The organism is Pseudoalteromonas sp. CuT4-3 (assembly GCF_035666335.1).
In the GTDB taxonomy this organism is placed as follows: Bacteria; Pseudomonadota; Gammaproteobacteria; order Enterobacterales; family Alteromonadaceae; genus Pseudoalteromonas; species Pseudoalteromonas atlantica.
Genome location: NZ_CP142031.1, coordinates 670025 through 688158 on the forward strand (window position 1 = coordinate 670025; position 18134 = coordinate 688158).

The window sequence follows — 18134 nt, forward strand, 5'->3', positions numbered from 1 at the left end:
AAGCCACTAATGTTTATCTATCAGTGGCTTTATAGCAATTGTTAACGTTTTAACTGTGCTTCGCTTTGATTAAGCAAACGAATTATTGGGTTTCCTGCTAAAATTTTGTTTTTTAGTAAGTAACCAATAATTAAGCCTGCTATAAACCCACCAATATATGCGCCATAATCAATTCCATCTGGGCCTGTTATTGCACCAAAAATATTAAACCCTAACCAAATCGCGAAAAACCACACCGCAGAAAGCTTTTTCTGGTAAATTACAAACATAAAAGTAAGGCTTGCATGCCTAAACCACATTAAGTACATACCAAATAAACCAGCAATTGCGCCACTTGCACCTACCCCAGGAATTGCCGACATAGGGCTTACTATGAAGCTAGCAAACGAGGCAAGTAATCCGCACACTAAATACCACATTAAAAAGCGCTTATAACCTAATACATCTTCTAGGTTATCGCCAACTATATGTAAAAAATACATATTGCCTACTAAGTGCATAATAGAGCCATGTAAAAATACACACGTTAAAACACTCCATAACTCTTTGCCTTGGCTTAAATCTGCGGGTGTCATCGCAAAATTATCAATAACATAATTAAAGGCATTTGGATTTGAAAAATACAGTGCAAAAATGAGTGTATTTAAAGCAATAAGGCTGCGGGTCACACCCACGGTGATTTTTGTGGTTTTATATTATATTCAACTGGCATTTGCGTTAAAAATTGAAAAAGATAGGTTTTCCAACTTACTTTTTGATTGAGCTCACTTAAGCTGTTTTTTAATTCAGGGCTTTTTTCTACGCTTTCTAACTCGTCTCTATCAATCCATGTGCCATCACAATGTCTACATACATCAATTTCGGTATGATAGGCCTCGAGAAGATGAAAACGCTCTAAACTTTTACTACAATCTGGGCAATCAAGTTCTGAAACACCTAAAGATTCTCCAAAATGAGTTTCAAATTTATCACCTTCTGGCCCTTCATTTATTTCGCTGATCATCCTGTTAACTTCGTTTTTTTCAAACCATAAGCCACCGCATTCTCGGCAGATGTCAATTTCTTCACCTTGATATTGGGTTACTTCTAATGGATGATCTTTACAATGAGGGCAGCGTTTAGTTGGCATGTGTTAACTCCTTTAATGAGCCGACTGAAATATCGTTTTGTTGCAGCTCTTTTTTCAATTGTTCGGCACTATTTTTTAATCGAGGAAGGGTAGTCGTTTTTAGTTGTTCTGCTATTTTTTTAAGCTCACTTGCAGCATGCTTAGCTGAGGTTTTTCTGCTAACGGCTGCATTAATTGAAAACTCTGAACGAGAGTAAAAACGGCGTATTTGGGTCAACAGTTCGCTGGGAGTTTCAAGCGTTGTTGGCGAGTATTGCATTGTTTGCCATATGTATTTTTCAAGCGTTGGCTTAAAATATTCCATTTCAGATTTTGGCGGGCTTTTAGCTAAAAGCGCTGCATATTCACTCACACTTTTAACATTATCGGTTACTTCATCAAACAATGAGGTACGTAAATAATAGTTATCTTCCATTTTGCTAAAGTTATCAAATTTAAGTGCCAGTTCTAAACCGCTTTGAGCGGCTAAGTACACGCCAAAAATAGTAGAGATCACCATAAAAAATTGATTTAGCCAAAAGCCAGTACTTTTGAGTTCTTTGTTATCGACCGTTTTTAAGGCCTGTGCCAATTTTTGTGTTGTAGCTGGGTTTTTAGAGTTGTTATTGGGTGGAGCTGGGTTAGTAGGTTCCAACGCTATATCCTTATAATTGCTTCCTTTTTAGACATGATAGAGTACTTACATTGTAGCTAATTATCAATGCGACTTGCCGATAAATGTACCTTTAATGCTAACTAGATGAATTTAACAGCACAGCACCACTTTGGTTTTCGCCTAAGTGGTCGTTTTTGTTATAAATAGGGCACTTACTCATAGATAAACATCCACAGCCAATACAGCCATCTACGCGGTCGCGTAGGCGCTGCATATACGCTATGCGCTCATCAAGCTGTGCTTGCCATTGCTTTGAAAGGGCTGACCAGTCTTTTTGTGTGGGAGTGCGCTGCTCAGGTAATGTGGCCAGGGTGTGTTTAATTTCATCAAGTGTTATTCCCATGGCTTGTGCGGCTTTTATTACCGCTATACGGCGCAGAACATCTTTTTTATAGCGGCGTTGGTTGCCGCTATTTCGCCAACTACGTATGAGTCCTTTTGTTTCGTAAAAGTGTAGGGTTGATACTTTTACGCCGCTGCGCTTAGCGACATAACCTACGGTTAGGTTAGCCTCGGTTAGTTTTTTTTGATCTATTGTCATTGTTTTAAATTTCCGGTTGACCTCAATATAAGTTGAGGTTTTAAGCTTCTTTCAACATTAAAAAAGGAGCTAACTAAATGCAACAAAAACTTAAACGTAGCACTGTTATTATTTACTCAAGCGCACGTAAAAATGGTAATACGCAGGCACACGCTAACAGCTTTGCTGAGCAAAACGATGTAAGGATAATATGCTTAGATGATTATAAAATAGCGCCATACTGCTACAGTAAAAACTATAAAAACGATGATTTTTATGCGGTATTTGAAGCACTGTTAAAGTATGACCACTGGGTGTTTGCCTCACCCGTTTATTGGTACAGCACCACGGTACAAATGAAGTTATTTATTGATAGAATAACCGACTACATGGACGATGAAGCATTAAAACCAAAGTTACGAACGCTGCGTAGTAAGTATTTTTCAGTGCTTTCTAATGCGTCATCAAGTGAAGCGCCGGCGTGTTTTGTAGAGCAATTTAAAAATACGTTTAGTTATTTAGGTATGCAGTTTATTAATCATCACCATAAAAGTACCCAAAAGGTTGCTTAAATTGCAGCCTTTTTTGGTTGTCTCTGGTAGTTTAGTAATACGCTTAAAAACACAGGATTGTTTTATGAAATATTTACTAGGGTTAGCGCTGCTTTTTAGCCCGTTTATTAATGCTAATGAGCAACCAATTAACGGGTTTGGTAATTATTACAATGTACCCGAGCATGACAAAATTAATAGCTCTACGGTATTTAAAATAGCATTTGATGTTGCCGATGGCGCAAAAAAAGGCGAGCAAAATAACTCAATAAATTCGTTAGCGCGTTTTATTAATATGCATGTAGCGCATGGTGTAAAGCCTGAAAACATTCAACTTGCATTAGTTGTGCACGGCAGCGCAAGCGTTGATGTGTTAGCTAACAGCGAATATAAAAAGCGCTTTAGTGCTAACAATAAAAACCAAGCCTTAATCAAGCAGCTACTTGCTAATAACACTCAGGTGTATGTGTGCGGGCAATCGGCAACTCACTTTAAAGTAACGCCTGAATTGCTTATTGATGGCGTAAAAATGTCGCTTTCTGCGATGACCGCGCACGCACAACTTCAACAACAAGGCTATACGCTCAATCCATTTTAATGACGCAAATAACAAAAAATATACTCTGCTTTGGCGAATCTAATACGTGGGGTTTAAATCCCGAAACAGGTAAGCGCTATGATGAAAAGACCCGTTGGACCGCGCGGTTACAGCAACAGCTAGGCAGCGGCTTTAGCGTAATAGAGTCGGGGCAGCCAAACCGTACGCTTGTGAATAACCCGCCTTTTACGGGGGAGCTTAATGGTATTCGCTATTTAAAACCCGATTTGCAGCAACACGCTTTACACACGCTCATTATTGCACTTGGCACTAACGATTTAAAAAAGCGTTTTAACTTAGCCCCAACAGATATAGCCACCGGCCTTGCGCATTTTATTGGCTCTATTAAACAATTTTACTCGCCTGCTAATTTACCGAACATAATTGTTATTGGTCCTTTATTTATTAACCCTCAGCATGGGTTAAGCCGTATTTATTTAAACTATAATCAAAAATTACAACCCTTAAACGCTCTCTTTAAACGTGTAGCACACGAGCACGCGCTTAATTACGTTGATATATCACACCTTAACGCCCCCCTAGGGAGTGATGGTATACATTTAAATAGCCAAGGCCATAAGCAGCTTAGCGATATACTCAGCCACCTGGTTTTGCAATTATAATGCAAACAAATCAATAAATTAAAAACGTAATTTGCTTTAATTATTTTACAAGCTTGATTGCTTTTATGCCCAGATATGCAATTATTATTGCACCTGACTCACACACAGCTTCTTTAAAAAGGTGTTATGAAATAATATCAACGTAGGTCTTTAATTGCAGTATTAAGCGGTGTCGTGGTTTTTATTATATGTGCTAGCACACTTATGTACTTTGCTGCACAAAAGCTAAGTAGGCAGTTAGCGCGAGATTCAAATTATATTGTTCAACACATAGATGCTGCCGCAACAGAACGTAGAAAAATTTTAACCCGCCTAAATAACGCAAACGCTAAACAATGTAATAACAATACATTGATAGAAATGCGCCGCGCGTTGTTTGATGCACAATACGTGATAGATATTGGCTTTTTTACAAATAATGAGCTGGTTTGCACCACCGGTGCAGGAAAGCTGGCAGCTACAATTACCGATAATCCTCCCGACTACATTCGAATTGATAAATACGATAATAAACCTGTGCGCGTAAGGTACGAACCACAATTGTATTTACTTTTGTTTAGTGGCCGTGCAATGGAAGTGATAATTGTAAGGCAAGGTAATTACAATTTAATAGTCGATACGCGCGCTTTTAACGATAAAGTAATTGTTTCTCCTCAGTGGGAAGTACTTTATAAAAACACGCGCGAGACGTTTCATTTAGTGGGGGCTAAAGGGGTTTATGAGCAGGTAAAAAATCACTCATTTTTACCTTATGAATCAATTATAAAATGCAGTACTAATAACCCCGGGTACTGCGCAGCCGCACAACTTCCGTGGAGCCAATTTTTTGCTGATAATCAATTTTTATTGATTATTTCGCTTATTTTAATTTCGTTAGCGGGTGTATCAAGTGGACTGTTAATTGACTATAGCTTAGCGGCTAGGCGCTCAACTATCACGCGTGTGCGCAAAGGCCTTAAAAAGGGCTCATTTTATTGGACCTACCAACCCATTATTTGTTTGCAAACGGGTAAAGTGGTTGGCTGTGAGGCATTGGCCCGTTTTGAAGATAAATACGGGGTTTTATTTCCTGATCAATTTATTCCTATTATAAGAAAAACCAATTTAACGTGGCGCTTTACCCAAGCCATGATTGAAAAAGTACTTTATGAGCTAACCACCGTTGAGGCATTACCGCGCAATTTTAAAATTTCTATTAATATTTTTCCCTACGATGTAGAAACAGGCAATATTGCGCTTTTAAAAGACATACCTGCACTCACCGATTCGCGCTTTATTATTTGTTTAGAAATAACAGAAGACGAATACTTAGACTCAACAGTTGCCCATACCCACTTTAAAAGGCTGGTTGAGGCGGGCTTTAATTTATCGATAGATGATTTTGGTACGGGTTATTCTAACTTAAAAAATCTACAAAACTTGAGCTTTCATCAGCTTAAAATTGACCGCACCTTTGTACAAGATATAACAACACAAGGCTTAAAGGCATCAATGATCCCTAATATTATGGCGTTGGTACGTAAGTTTAACTACACCAGTGTAGCAGAAGGCATAGAAACAAATGAGCAAGAAGCCATACTAAAACAAGCTGGCGTACATTATGGCCAAGGCTGGAAATATGCCAAGCCCATGGCACTTCGAGAGTTTAAAGCGTATTTAAAATTGCAAACGGTTTAAACCTGTTTTACCTCATACACGTATTAGTATGATATTTATAACAGTGTAAGGTTTTAAAATGATTAAAATAATAGCCAGCGCATTTATGGTGTTAATGCTTAGTGCGTGCTCAGCTCAATACCCAAATCAGCAAATTACCGGTAAGCAGTTTCCTACCATTAGCGGCCAAAGCCTAGATGAGAAAAGCGTAACCATACCTAGTGATTTTAAAGCCGATAAAACCTTGTTACTCATAGGCTATAAACAAGATAGCCAATTTGACATAGACCGTTGGTTAATTGGCTTAGACATGACAGGAGTTACATTACCCACTTACGAACTGCCTACCATAGCAGGTATGGCCCCGCGTATGTTTAGTACATTTATAGACAGCGGTATGCGCAAGGGTATTCCAAAAGAGCTGTGGGGCGGGGTAATCACTATTTATGAAGATGGTGACACTGTGCAAAAATTTACAGGTAATAAAAACCCAAACAATACTCGCGTTGTTTTAATAGATAGCAAAGGTAAAATTTTACATTTTTACGATAGGGGCTTTTCGGTAGAGGCGCTTAATACACTTAAAGAAAAAATAAAATAAAGGGAGCCAAGCTCCCTTTAGTATTAAGTGTGTTTAAAACGCATAACTTACACTAAAGCGCGTAGTGCGTGGCATAATATAGCGGCCATTTGGGGCATCGGCATTACGTGGGTCGCCCTCTGTTATACCTTGCTCATCCGTTAAGTTATCAATGGCCAGTTGTAGTTTTATGCCTTCCATAGGTTCTAAAATTAAACCTAAGTCTACTTTTTCGTAGCCATCAAGAGTCACCGTGTTTTCGTTGTTACCAAAGCGGTCATCAACAGCCGACAGTGTGCCATATAACGCAGCAGCTCGCCGCACACTGATTAATAAATACATGTGGAGTGAGCAACAACACTTTTTTGTTGATTATAATCATCACAAAGCGAGTCAATCTAAGGTGTTAAGCGCTGCCGCAAGTACTGCATTATTTTTTAACTTAGCGTCTGAACAACAAGCTCAACATATTGCCGAGCGACTAAGCCGCGACTTTTTAAAGGCCGGTGGCATAGTTACTACCGTTACCTCTACATTACAGCAATGGGATAGCCCTAATGGGTGGGCTCCGCTGCAGTGGTTTGCTGTTAAAGGGCTTAATAATTACGGTTTTAGTGATCTTAGTAAACGTATAATGAAAAACTGGTTAACAATGGTAGAAAACGACTCTTCTGTTAATCAGTGCCTACTAGAAAAATACAATGTGTGCGTGCCTCAATTAAAAGCAGGGGGCGGAGAATACGTAGTACAGCAAGGTTTTGGCTAGACTAACAGGGTTACCTCACGCTTTTATACGTTATGTGAGGACTGATCAGAGCAGTATTTTATATGAAAATAATTCATTCATTATCATTAAGTTATTGTAACTATTAACTAAATATAATTGGTGATTGTTTTATGTCGTGTATGAATAATACCAAGGGCGCATTGTAAGTTGTTAATAAATTCGGTAATGTGGTGTAAACATTTCAAGGAAGAAATCTATGCTACAACCACACGCCGTTTTTGTAAAAACCACGTTTCAATCTTCTTTTCACTGTGAAAGCTACACAACTATATTAAAAACCATGCAAGCCATTTTTGGAGATATTAAAATGGACGACGTGATCCCTAAAAACGAGAAAAGGGACAAGTTTGATTTATTTTTAATTGATGGCGCTAAAAATAACTGGTTAGATTTACTGCCTGCCGACTTAATTTGCCTCGCTAAAAAGCACAAAGTTGTCTTATTTAATGTAGAGCCCAATGCCGTGTGCGAAAAAAACCTACTGTTAAATCATTTCAATGGTGTGTTTTATAAATCAGATGCACCAGAAACTATTTTTAAAGGGCTAGTTAGAATAACCGCAGGCGAGTTATGGTTTACGCGAAAGGTTATATCAAAAGCGTTTTCAGATATTCTCTTGGTTGCCTCTTCGTTTAATAGCCTACAAGAAGACATTACCCTCAAAAAAGGGGATTATGCGCACCTTACTAAACGTGAAAAATCGGTTATTCACTTAATTGCTCAAGGGGCGAGCAATAACGCCATTGCCGATAAACTTAATATAAGTGACCACACCGTTAAAACGCATTTGTACAGTGCCTTTAAAAAAACCAATTCTCGTAACCGTGTTGAATTAGCAAATTGGGCTCAGCGTTACATATCGGTGTTATTACCTATGGCTAAGTAGTTATAGCAATTTTTTAAAACACGATTGTTGTATTCACTCATACAAAAAAGGCTACATTATGTAGCCTTTTTTGTTTTTAAATTATAGCCTTATACTAATTTCGCTTAATCAAATGTTATTGCGCATTGGTATTACGCTGCTTTTTGTGCCCACAACCCTCTATCAATTCCTTTTGTAATTAAGTCTGTGAGTGCTTTTTCAATGGCTTGGGTTACACATATGCTCATCGGTTCGTTATCACTAAAGCCGGCTTCAGCTTCGGCTAAGCGTTTGTAGCTTACGTACCTAAAAAATCCTGCACGCATTTCTTGGCTAAGTACTTTTTTGCTGGTGGCTACGCTAAGTAATACTTGGCCGGTGCGAACATCAACTGCGCGTAAATATATAGATATTGCATCTTCACGGTATAACTCAGATGCGCCAATACCAAAGTATTCCATTCCTAAACCGCCTGTTTTTACGTTGGTATCGTAGCTAATAATACCGCCTTCTAAAATTATTTTAGCGGTTGTTAGGGGCGGTAAATCTGGTTGGTTAGGGTTGTCAGATTGGCCTGCACGAATAATTTTTCGCTCTGTTAAAATATTTTGTAAGCCTTCGCGTTCAACCGGTGTAAACCAATCAGACTCGTGCAGTGCTTGCACTAAAATAGAGTTAGCACCTTGCGTTACTGCAGTTGAAAACGAGCTAACATTAGTTTGCGGTTTGTATTGGCCTGTTTGATCTCTAAACGAATACACAGACACAGGGATACTGCCTACAGGTTTAGGTAAGTTTTTTAAATCACTAAATATTTCAGTGGGTTCTAATGTGGTGGCGACTTGCTGTGAGGGAGGTATTAAGTTTCCCATACTTGAGCAACCAGTTATGGCTAATAGAGTTATTGTTATGAGTATTTTGCGCATTATCCAAACCTCGGAACTTCGATGATCACGACAGAGTCATCTAATATATTGGTTATTTTTACTGTAATAGTGTCGGTTGTACTGGTGATGACTTCTATTTGATAATCGCCACTCATAAATATTGAGTCTTGGTCAAATAGGCTGTCTTCAATTTCTTCACCAAACGCCATATCGGTAATTTCTCTTACCATGCGGTTTAAATACGTGCGCTCTAATGAGTCTTGAAATTGCTCGGCGTAGCCTTTTTCGATGGTTGGGGCTTTGTGTTTGTTTTGCGCTTGCGCTTTACTAAGCAGCATAGTGGCATTGAGTGGGTTACCACCAAAGCTTGGGTTGATTGGGGTATAAATTATTTCAGTTGCCGAGGCTGAAAAACTAAGTGTTGTTATTATTATAAGTGCTATTTTTTTCATTTTACCATCCATTTACTGCCATATCGGGTGACGATGTTGCCATATTTGAGCGTGCCATCGCGTCTATTACAGTGTAAACAGCTTGCTCAACGCGTTCGTCGAGGGGCGCTAATCTACGTCCTAAATAGGTTACATACACGAGTTGGTTATTCATAATTAGCGAAAGCTTTGTGCCAGCTTTTGGTATTACTGTTTCTCTTATTTCTATATTAAAACCAGCGGTTGAAGGGAGATCTCGCCAGTAATTTGAAAATTCGTAATAAAATTGATGGCCAAAACGACTAATGCTTCTATCAAGCAGTAAGCCATCTATTTCTAGTTCTTGCGCAGCATTGCTTAGCGAAGAAAAAAACAGAAAAAAACTCAGTAGGTAGTAACGTAAGTGAATATTTTTTTTCATAATAAAATGGGGAGGGTTAACCTCCCCACCTCAATAATTACATTTGCGTAATTGTTGCTGTATTGCCATCACCAATTTGCGTAACAGAAACCGTGCTGTCGTAGCCAATTACTGAGCCTTCAACAAGGTTATCGTTACCTACTTGAGTAACTGTGAACGATACGTTTTCACCACCCACTAAAAAGGCTGACTGCTCAACGCCGCTTACCCAGTTACCTTCACCTTCTTGTGAAATATCAATACTGTGGCTACTACCTTCAACCATCATATCGACTAGGTTTAACATGCCATCTTGCGCAATATCTATTTGGTTATCGTTACTATCTAAAATACCTGCAAGCGTAACAACTGCCTCGTTTTGAGCACCACTTTGGGCAATATCAATATCGTTATTGTTTGATGTAAGCGATACATCAGGGTACGACGATTGCACCAGCATGACGTTTTCATCACCAGATTGAACTAAATCAACATCGTTATCTGTGCCGTTAAAGTTAGCAAGGTGAACAGAGTTTAAGTCGCCAACTTGAGTGGTTGAAAACTCATTATCAGAGCCAATTACACCCATGTAAGATTCGTTAAAGTCACCGTTTTGTAGTGAAGTTAGCTCGTTGTTATCGCCAATTAAATCGGCTGTCATTAAGTTTTCAGCGCCAACTTGCGTTGCTGTCACTTCGTTATTTGCGCCTTCAAATAAGTTTGATTCAATTGTATTTAATGAACCTTCTTGATCTAAATCTATTTGGTTATCATCGCCAACAACAGCTGCAAACGTTACTGCATTTGTTAAGCCATCTTGCTCAATTTCAATTTCATTTGCATCACCAGAAATTGAACTAAATGCTACAGCGTTACGGTCGCCGTTTTGTTCAACTTCAAGTTCGTTGTCGTTACCTTGTAAGCTGCTTACTTTAAAGGTATCCCAGTAGCCGTCTTGAACTAAATCAAGTGTGTTTTCATCGCCTGAAAGCATGGTGATTTCTGCTTCATGCCATTCACCCTGTTGTAAAGACATGATTTCATTTGCATTACCTTGCATATCCATGTTGTAGAACCAGTGGCCGCCGCTACCTTGCTCTACATCAATAAGGTTGTCATCACCGGTTACGATGTTAATCGCTTCGTTATTTACGAAAAAGCCCTGGCCAAATTGGCTAACAAATAACATGTTGTTGTTACCTGTTACCTCAGAAATAAACCCATTAGCAACGCCATCTTGCGAGTACACTTGCGTGTTGTTATCGCCAGTTGTTGTTACTTCGGCATAATTACCAAATTGGCTTTGCACAACTTCAGTGTCGTTATTGTTACCTGTGGTGGTCACAAGCATGGTGTTGCTGTCGCCTTCTTGATAAAGAAACGCGTTATTTTCATTTGAAGTTTGGCTGAGGGTTAAGCTGTTTTCTAGACTCTCTGTAGATACTTGTGTACTTAGTTGCGAGCTAGACATTGATTTGTTTTGTGTATCTGCGTGTGAGGCAAAGCTGGTACCGACTGCTAATGCAACAGCGCAGCTTAAAAGTGTTTTATTCAACTTCATTATTATTCTCCTTGAAATAGTAAAATCAAATACCTTAAGTGTTATAAATTTTAATAAGATATTTTCGCTCAGCATGCCGTGCTGAAATAATGGTGTGATCCACTGTTAATTTGATTTTGTAAATCGTTTGTTATTACAAATGCTAAGTTTAAGCCTGTCATTTTTATTAAACATAAAGTGGCTAAACTTTTTTGTAAATACACCTTCACTGTATTCTCCCCGGCGAAGGACTTAAATCATCTTTTTTTACCAATTTTATTTTTTATGTATTTCATCGAGTTATTAAAAAGTATCTATATAGGAACAAAACTGGGAAGGAAAACTAGTAAAAATGTTTGGTCCTTAAAAAGGTAAAAATGGCGGACGGTAATTCATAAAAATGACTGTGTTGTATGTTTTTTTGTTAATAAGTCTGGTTAAAAATGTTGATTTTTAGTTTTTTGTTATTTTTTGACTTGTGTAAATCCATATTTATTAGTTTTCTAGTTCTATGCCACGTGATCCTCTTGTATTTGAAGTTGTAAGTAAACTTACTTAGTACGGCTAAGTTAAACCAACTATGGATAGAACAATGAAAACAAAATTATCTATTATCACTCTTGCTTTACTCCCGTGTTTAGCTGCTGCAAAACTACCTGATGCAGGTGTTAAACACCCTGTTGTAGCAAGTAGTGATGCAGTAATTGTTAAATACAAAAAAAATGCATCAGCACAAATGCGTAAACAAGCGCGTTCGTTAGTTAAAGCAAAAATTTCAGATGTAAACGCTGATGAAATTGATGATAACTATAAGTCTTTACTTTCTGGGCGGTTAGCTAAGTTTAAAATTTCGGGCATGAGTACTAAAGAGGCGATTAAACGCCTTAAAACTCATCAGGCTATTGAGTATGTTGAACCAGACTATCGTGTAAGCATTGCCACTACGCCAAATGATCCGCGTTTTGGTGATCTGTGGGGTTTAAACAACGAAGGTCAAACTGGCGGTGTAGCTGATGCTGACATTGATGCACCTGAAGCGTGGTCAATTTCTACGGGTAGTAGGGATGTGGTTGTTGGTGTGATTGATACTGGTGTTGATTACAGTCATCCCGATCTTTTAGCTAATGCTTGGGTTAATCCTGGTGAGATTGCTGGCGATGGAATTGATAACGACGGTAACGGTTATGTTGATGATGTTCATGGCATCAATGCCATAACTAACACAGGAAACCCAATGGATGATCAAGGGCATGGTACGCATGTTTCAGGAACCATTGGTGCAAGTGGCAACAATAACGAAGGTATTGTGGGTGTAAACCATGATGTATCTATCGCTGGTTGTAAATTTTTAGATGCTTCAGGTAGTGGTTCAACGTCTGATGCTATTAAATGTATCGACTACATGGTTGGTCTAAAAAACTCAGGTGTTAACTTACGCGTTTTAAATAATAGCTGGGGCGGAGGCGGTTATAGCCAAGCTTTAGCCGATGCGATAACGGCTAGTGAGGACGCAGATATTTTATTCGTTGCTGCAGCAGGGAATGACGCAGTAGATAACGATGTAAACCCGCACTACCCGTCTAACTATGAAAACGACAGCGTCCTATCGATCGCAAGTACAGATAGCAGTGATAACATGTCCGGTTTTTCACAGTGGGGCCTAGTAAGTGTTGATATGGGCGCGCCGGGTAGCGCTATTCTTTCAACTATTCCAGGTGGCGGTTACGCTAGTTATTCTGGCACTTCAATGGCAACTCCACATGTTGCAGGTGTGGCTGCTCTTGTTCTTTCAGTAAACCCTGATTTAACAGCCGTAGAGTTAAAAGAGTTGTTAATGAGCAGCGGTGATGCCAATACTGCTTTAACAGGTAAAACAGTTGCAGGTACGCGTTTAAATGCAAACCAGGCATTATTAGATGCTGACCCTACACCTGGCTTTAAATTATCGGTTACTCCTACAACTCAGCAAGCAACTGTTGGCGACACGGTTACCTACACGTTTGAGATAGGTTCGATTGCGCAGTGGGATGGCGATGTAGCGCTTTCTCTTAGCGCAGGTTTAGAGGGTGCATCATTAAATGCCTCTAATGCACGCCCTGGTGATGAAGTTGTGTTAACTGTAAATACGTTTGATGACACGCCTTGGGGTAATTATGATTTTACTGTTGAAGCAAGTACAGAGCAGCAGTTAAAAACACAAACAGTGTCATTAATGCTTCAGCCTGCAGGCTTAAACGATTTTACATATAGCAGTGATGAAAACGTATCTATTCCAGATAACGATCCACAAGGTGCAAGTTCTGTAATTACCGTTGCTGATGATTTAACTCTTTTTGGCACTTCTGCCGATGTAAACATTACACATACTTGGTCTGGTGATTTGGTACTGACGCTAACATCAGCTCAAGGCTCTGAAGTTACTTTACAGAGTAACGAAGGTGGCAGTGACGACGATATTGTTAAAACATTCACATCAAGCGCCTTTAACGGCGAAGTTGCAACCGGGGATTGGACACTTCATGTTGTAGATACTGCGGGTGCTGATGTTGGTAACATTAATGGCTGGTCTCTTACTTTTAGTGCTATTGGAGAGGTTACTCCTCAGCCACCACAAGCTAACTTTGATGCTGAAATAGAGGGCTTAACGGCCATGTTTACAGATGCAAGTACTGATGCCAACAACGATATTACACAGTGGAGCTGGGAGTTTGGTGATGGTGCAACATCATCTGATCAAAACCCAATGCATGTCTATGCAGCTTCTGGTAATTACGATGTTGTACTAACCGTAACTGACAGCGAAGGCAATACAAGCACGTCAACGCAAACGGTTGTAGTAAGTGACGTAGAGCTTGAGCTTACCCTTAAACGCGCTAATAAATCTCGCCTTGATACTATGCGTGTAGATTTAAGTTGGGAACGAGTTGGCGCTGAGTCATTAAGCGTATACCGTAACGGTGAGCTGGTTGATACCACATCAGACAACGGCCGTTACCGCGACTACGTACGTGGTGCTACATTACCATCGTACGATTACCAATTATGTGTAACTGAAAATGTATGTTCTAACATCATTACAGTGTCATTTAACTAACTACTCCTAAAGTGACCTTAAGCCCAGCACTGCTGGGCTTTTTTTGTTTTACGATAACTCTAATAAGCTCTTAGAGTTTAGCTTTAACGGCTCACATCTAGGCTTTTTTATACCAATGTGCATAATTAAATGATCTATTTTGAGGATGGATAAACGTGTTGATAGCAAGGCAAAAAATTCGCTATTTAGTTGTTCTCGGCAATTGCTCCTGCATTGCTCTACCTTCTGCATCCATGCAGTCGTAAATGAGAATTTTTTAACGCAGATAGCGACACGTTTAGCCCCTGAAAATGATTAAGTACTATTGCGGATTGGTATTATACGGATGAGTTTTAAGCCAGTGCTCGGCTATTTGCTCGCGCGTGGCAAACCAAACTTGCTCATGCGATTTAGCATATTCTAAAAACCGTGCAAGGGCTTTAATGCGCCCAGGGCGGCCAATTAAGCGACAATGCAGCCCTATAGACATCATTTTAGGGGCGTTTTCACCTTGTGGGTCGCCTTCTTCATAAAGCGTATCAAAGGCATCTTTTAAATAATTATAAAACTGATCGCCGGCATTAAAGCCTTGCACAGCGGCAAAGCGCATGTCGTTTACATCAAGCGTGTAGGGCACTATTAACTGTGGCTTACCTTCTTTAATACTGTAAAAGGGTAAGTCGTCGCTGTAATCGTCGGCATCATATAAAAACGAGCCATTTTCTACCACAAGGGCTGCTGTGTTAGGGCTTGTGCGCCCGGTGTACCAGCCTGTGGGCTTTTTACCGGTAAGCGTTTGAATGATTTCAATGGCTTTTTGCATGTGCTCGCGCTCGGTTTGTTTATCTATATGTTGATAATTAATCCAGCGCAGGCCGTGGCTTGCAATTTCGTGCCCAGCTTCAACAAAGGCTTTAGCTACATCGGGGTGGCGCTCAAGGGCCATTGCCACAGCAAAAATGGTGACCGGTATATCGTATTTTTTAAAGAGTTTAAGTAAGCGCCACACGCCTGCGCGCGAGCCATATTCGTAAATAGACTCCATGCTTATGTGGCGGTCTTCTACATGGGGAGCGCTGACTATTTCAGATAAAAACGTTTCGGCTGCTGCATCACCATGCAGTACACAGTTTTCACCGCCTTCTTCGTAATTTAATACTACTTGCACGGCTATACGGGCTTTATTAGGCCAGTTGGCATGCGGAGTGTGTGCACCATAACCAATTAAATCGCGCGGGTAATGTTTAAATTGCTCGCTCATGTTACTGCTCCTTTTTTACTGCGCTAAGCCAAGTGCCGAGCATTTCACGCTCTGCATCAGTCATTTTTGTCATGTTAGCCAATGGCATGTCTTTGGTTATAACCGCGCGAGTATGAATAAGTGCACTGGCTTTTTTTACATCAGCAAGTGAGTCGAGCTTAAAGCCGAGCGGCGCGGTTTGAAAAAGCTTCGATGTAGGGGTTTCACTGTGGCACTGTGTACAGTGTTTATTAATAATATCCCATGCTTGCGCATCACTTATGCTTACTTGTAGCTCATTTTGTGCGTTTACAGGACTACTTGGCCACGGTGCAATGGCTAGCATCAACGCAAAAAACGCGGCAATACCGCTTATTAGTACTGAAGGCTTATTAACACCTTGGTGCTTTAAGTTAAAAAAGTGGCGTATCCACATACCAATAATAAAAAAGCCAATAAGCACTAACCAACCAAACTCATGGCTATAGGTATACGAAAAATGGTTACTTAGCATAATAAAAATAACTGGTAGGGTGGCGTAGTTATTATGGACTGAGCACTGCTTTGCTTTTAAGCCCGGCGCTGAATCAGGAATGCGCCCAGCTTCTACTTCGCTTACCATGTAGCGCTGTGCAGGCATAATAATGTGATATACATTACCGGCCATACAGGTACCAATTAATGCACCAACATGAATATACACTGCGCGGTCACTAAATAGCTGATCAACCCCATACGTCCATAACGCTAAAAAGCCTACACCTAGGGCAATAAATGCCTTGCCATTTTCAACAAGCGGGCTTTTACACAATAACCGATAAACACCATAGCCTAAGCCTATAAAACCAAGTGATGCACCAATAGCTGCAAACTTACTGAGCTCACTTTTACTGGCATCGAGTAAATACACATCTGCGCCCACATAATATAACAGCGTAAATAACAGCGCGCCGCTGATCCAGGTTGTGTAGGCCTCCCATTTAAACCAATGTAGGGTAGAGGGCATTTGTTCTGGGCCATTTTGATACTTAGCCACTTCGTAAAAGCCGCCGCCATGAATAGCCCATAAATCGCCTTTTATGTCTTTATCTTGTTTCCATTGTGGCGGTGTTTGTAAGTTGTTATCAAGCCACACAAAATAAAATGAGGCGCCAATCCACGCTATACCTGCTACCACGTGAAAGTATCTAAACACCAAATGAGCAAGCTCAAATAAATAGTTTTCCATCGGGTTATGCCTCTTCTAAATCGGGTGTGGGTGTGGCTGCAAACTGGGCTTGTTGGTCGCGTTTATACACGCTTTCACCCATAATGTAGGTTTGTTCAATACAGCGGTCGTCGCCTAGCATCATCATGGCAAAAAGCTGTTCGTGAAGGGTTTTGGCATGGCCAATTCTGAACTTTAAAAACGAGGTGGCCGCGTAATCCATTACAATAAAGTCGGCCTCGCAGCCTACATTAAAGTTACCTATGGTGCCCTCTAAATCAAGGGCACGTGCGCCGCCTAGGGTGGCTAAATAAAAACCTTTAAATGCTGAGAACTTTTGACCTTGTAGCTGCTGAATTTTGTACGCTTCGTTACCTGTTTGTAGCATAGAAAAACTTGTGCCTGCGCCTACATCGGTACCCATACCCACATTTATTCCATGCTCTTCACATCTCTTTAAATTTAAAAGGCCCGAGCCTAAAAATAAGTTAGAGGTAGGACAGTGCGATATAGCCGCGTTGTTATCGGCAAGGCAGCAAAGCTCGCGCTCAGATAAATGAATACTATGGGCAAATACCGAGCGTTTACGCACCATTTTAGCTTGCTCGTACACGCTAAGGTAATCATCAGCCTCTGGGAATAACCCTTTTACCCATTCGCACTCGTCTTTGTTTTCAGATAAGTGGGTATGTAGGTAGGTGTCGGGGTATTCTTCTAATAATTGAGTACATTTTTGTAGTTGCTCTGGGGTAGATGTGGGCGCAAAACGTGGCGTTACTGCATAGCTTAACCTATCAACATTGTGCCATTTTTCTATCAGTTCTTTTGATTGATCGTAACTGGTTTGCGCGCAATCTGATAAATCATCTGGGCAGTTTCTGTCCATCATCACCTTACCGGCAATCATGCGTAAATTACGTTTTTGAGATTCGTTAAAAAACGCATCTACCGATTGCGGGTGCACAGTACCAAATACCAATGCGGTAGTGGTGCCATTACGCAGTAGCTCGTCTAAAAAGCGATTAGATATGTCTTTTGAATAATGCTCACAGGTAAACTTTTTTTCAGTGGGGAAGGCGTATTCGGTAAGCCAGCTTAAAAGCTGCTCGCCATACGCACCGACCATTTCGGTTTGCGGTAAGTGTATGTGCGTGTCTATCATGCCGGGCATTACTAATTTACCATCGTGGCGAATAATAGTGGCTGACTTATCAATGCTTGGCAGTATGTCTTGCTCGTAACCAAGGTTAACGACTTTGCCGCTTTGAATAACTAATGCGCCTTTTTCAAAATAGCGATGGGCGCTTTCGTCTGCGATGGCGGGGTCGTCAACAAAGTCGAGTATGTTGGCACAAATTACGGTCATTTTATTATTGTTGTAGGTGCTCATAA

Annotated in this window: 19 protein-coding genes and 1 pseudogene; 8 read left to right on the top strand and 12 right to left on the bottom strand. The window is 40.2% G+C overall.

The features are described from left to right. Window positions 1-41 precede the first annotated feature (41 nt). From VOI46_RS19905 to soxR, 4 genes are all read right to left on the bottom strand, one after another. Entirely contained in the window at window positions 42-668 is a 627-nt protein-coding gene (locus VOI46_RS19905) for a rhomboid family intramembrane serine protease (RefSeq protein WP_324738295.1), read from the bottom strand. Continuing rightward, a complete protein-coding gene (locus tag VOI46_RS19910) occupies window positions 665-1129 on the bottom strand; it encodes a zf-TFIIB domain-containing protein (protein WP_004587035.1) in 465 nt (154 codons plus the stop codon). The genes VOI46_RS19905 and VOI46_RS19910 overlap by 4 nt, the downstream gene beginning before the upstream one ends. After that, the gene (locus tag VOI46_RS19915) at window positions 1119-1763 is read right to left on the bottom strand and encodes a hypothetical protein (protein ID WP_004587036.1); all 645 of its coding nucleotides are present in this window, start codon (window positions 1761-1763) and stop codon (window positions 1119-1121) included. Before VOI46_RS19915 ends, VOI46_RS19910 begins: the two co-directional genes overlap by 11 nt. Before the next feature lie 97 nt (window positions 1764-1860). After that, the gene (gene soxR / locus VOI46_RS19920; RefSeq protein ID WP_004587037.1) at window positions 1861-2325 is read right to left on the bottom strand and encodes a redox-sensitive transcriptional activator SoxR; all 465 of its coding nucleotides are present in this window, start codon (window positions 2323-2325) and stop codon (window positions 1861-1863) included. 77 nt (window positions 2326-2402) lie between these two features. On the opposite strand from soxR, the gene VOI46_RS19925 reads away from it, so the two are divergent. The 5 genes from VOI46_RS19925 to VOI46_RS19945 all read left to right on the top strand — a co-directional run bounded on the left by VOI46_RS19925 (window position 2403) and on the right by VOI46_RS19945 (window position 6333). Next, complete coding sequence (locus tag VOI46_RS19925; protein ID WP_004587038.1) at window positions 2403-2876, top strand: flavodoxin family protein; 474 nt, start codon at window positions 2403-2405, stop codon at window positions 2874-2876. 64 nt (window positions 2877-2940) lie between these two features. Then, on the top strand, window positions 2941-3453 hold the full coding sequence (locus tag VOI46_RS19930; protein ID WP_004587039.1) for a DsrE family protein: 513 nt from the start codon (window positions 2941-2943) through the stop codon (window positions 3451-3453). Further along, on the top strand, window positions 3453-4076 hold the full coding sequence (locus VOI46_RS19935) for a GDSL-type esterase/lipase family protein (protein ID WP_004587040.1): 624 nt from the start codon (window positions 3453-3455) through the stop codon (window positions 4074-4076). Before VOI46_RS19930 ends, VOI46_RS19935 begins: the two co-directional genes overlap by 1 nt. A 174-nt stretch (window positions 4077-4250) precedes the next feature. Then, the gene (locus tag VOI46_RS19940) at window positions 4251-5753 is read left to right on the top strand and encodes an EAL domain-containing protein (protein ID WP_004587041.1); all 1503 of its coding nucleotides are present in this window, start codon (window positions 4251-4253) and stop codon (window positions 5751-5753) included. 58 nt (window positions 5754-5811) lie between these two features. Further along, window positions 5812-6333, top strand: coding sequence for a hypothetical protein (locus tag VOI46_RS19945; RefSeq protein WP_004587042.1), 522 nt, complete (start codon window positions 5812-5814; stop codon window positions 6331-6333). 33 nt (window positions 6334-6366) lie between these two features. Here VOI46_RS19945 and VOI46_RS19950 read toward each other — a convergent pair. After that, window positions 6367-6618: pseudogene (locus tag VOI46_RS19950) on the bottom strand (TonB-dependent receptor); the annotation flags it as partial. Between VOI46_RS19950 and VOI46_RS19955 the strand changes: the two are divergent. Both VOI46_RS19955 and VOI46_RS19960 read left to right on the top strand, forming a co-directional pair. Further along, window positions 6608-7078, top strand: a complete 471-nt coding sequence (locus VOI46_RS19955; RefSeq protein ID WP_232423983.1) for a trehalase family glycosidase — start codon at window positions 6608-6610, stop codon at window positions 7076-7078. The pseudogene VOI46_RS19950 and the gene VOI46_RS19955 overlap by 11 nt on opposite strands. 217 nt (window positions 7079-7295) lie before the next feature. Further along, complete coding sequence (locus tag VOI46_RS19960; protein WP_004587045.1) at window positions 7296-7985, top strand: response regulator transcription factor; 690 nt, start codon at window positions 7296-7298, stop codon at window positions 7983-7985. Between the two features lie 131 nt (window positions 7986-8116). Here the strand turns inward: VOI46_RS19960 and VOI46_RS19965 are convergent, their stop codons facing one another. The 4 genes from VOI46_RS19965 to VOI46_RS19980 are packed head-to-tail and all read right to left on the bottom strand — an operon-like array spanning window position 8117 to window position 11243. Next, the gene (locus VOI46_RS19965) at window positions 8117-8890 is read right to left on the bottom strand and encodes a CsgG/HfaB family protein (RefSeq protein ID WP_004587046.1); all 774 of its coding nucleotides are present in this window, start codon (window positions 8888-8890) and stop codon (window positions 8117-8119) included. Further along, window positions 8890-9315: a curli assembly protein CsgF gene (locus VOI46_RS19970; RefSeq protein ID WP_004587047.1), complete on the bottom strand. Its 426-nt coding sequence runs from the start codon at window positions 9313-9315 to the stop codon at window positions 8890-8892. The genes VOI46_RS19965 and VOI46_RS19970 overlap by 1 nt, the downstream gene beginning before the upstream one ends. Beyond that, window positions 9305-9703 carry a curli production assembly/transport protein CsgE gene (locus tag VOI46_RS19975; RefSeq protein ID WP_126009353.1) on the bottom strand — a complete coding sequence of 133 codons (399 nt, stop codon included), beginning with the start codon at window positions 9701-9703 and terminating at the stop codon, window positions 9305-9307. The genes VOI46_RS19970 and VOI46_RS19975 overlap by 11 nt, the downstream gene beginning before the upstream one ends. A 37-nt stretch (window positions 9704-9740) precedes the next feature. After that, the gene (locus VOI46_RS19980; RefSeq protein ID WP_282337784.1) at window positions 9741-11243 is read right to left on the bottom strand and encodes a curlin; all 1503 of its coding nucleotides are present in this window, start codon (window positions 11241-11243) and stop codon (window positions 9741-9743) included. A 571-nt stretch (window positions 11244-11814) separates the two neighbouring features. On the opposite strand from VOI46_RS19980, the gene VOI46_RS19985 reads away from it, so the two are divergent. Then, window positions 11815-14316 (top strand): S8 family serine peptidase, encoded by a 2502-nt coding sequence (locus tag VOI46_RS19985; protein ID WP_282337783.1) that lies wholly within the window; start codon window positions 11815-11817, stop codon window positions 14314-14316. A gap of 301 nt (window positions 14317-14617) precedes the next feature. Here VOI46_RS19985 and puuE read toward each other — a convergent pair whose 3' ends face one another. From puuE to guaD, 3 genes are read right to left on the bottom strand one after another with little or no spacing between them, the layout of a single operon-like run. Continuing rightward, window positions 14618-15556, bottom strand: coding sequence for an allantoinase PuuE (gene puuE / locus VOI46_RS19990; protein ID WP_004587051.1), 939 nt, complete (start codon window positions 15554-15556; stop codon window positions 14618-14620). Window position 15557: 1 nt separating this feature from the next. Continuing rightward, window positions 15558-16763, bottom strand: a complete 1206-nt coding sequence (locus tag VOI46_RS19995; protein ID WP_282337890.1) for a urate hydroxylase PuuD — start codon at window positions 16761-16763, stop codon at window positions 15558-15560. Window positions 16764-16767: 4 nt separating this feature from the next. Next, window positions 16768-18132, bottom strand: a complete 1365-nt coding sequence (gene guaD, locus VOI46_RS20000; protein WP_004587053.1) for a guanine deaminase — start codon at window positions 18130-18132, stop codon at window positions 16768-16770. Between the last annotated feature and the right edge of the window lie 2 nt (window positions 18133-18134).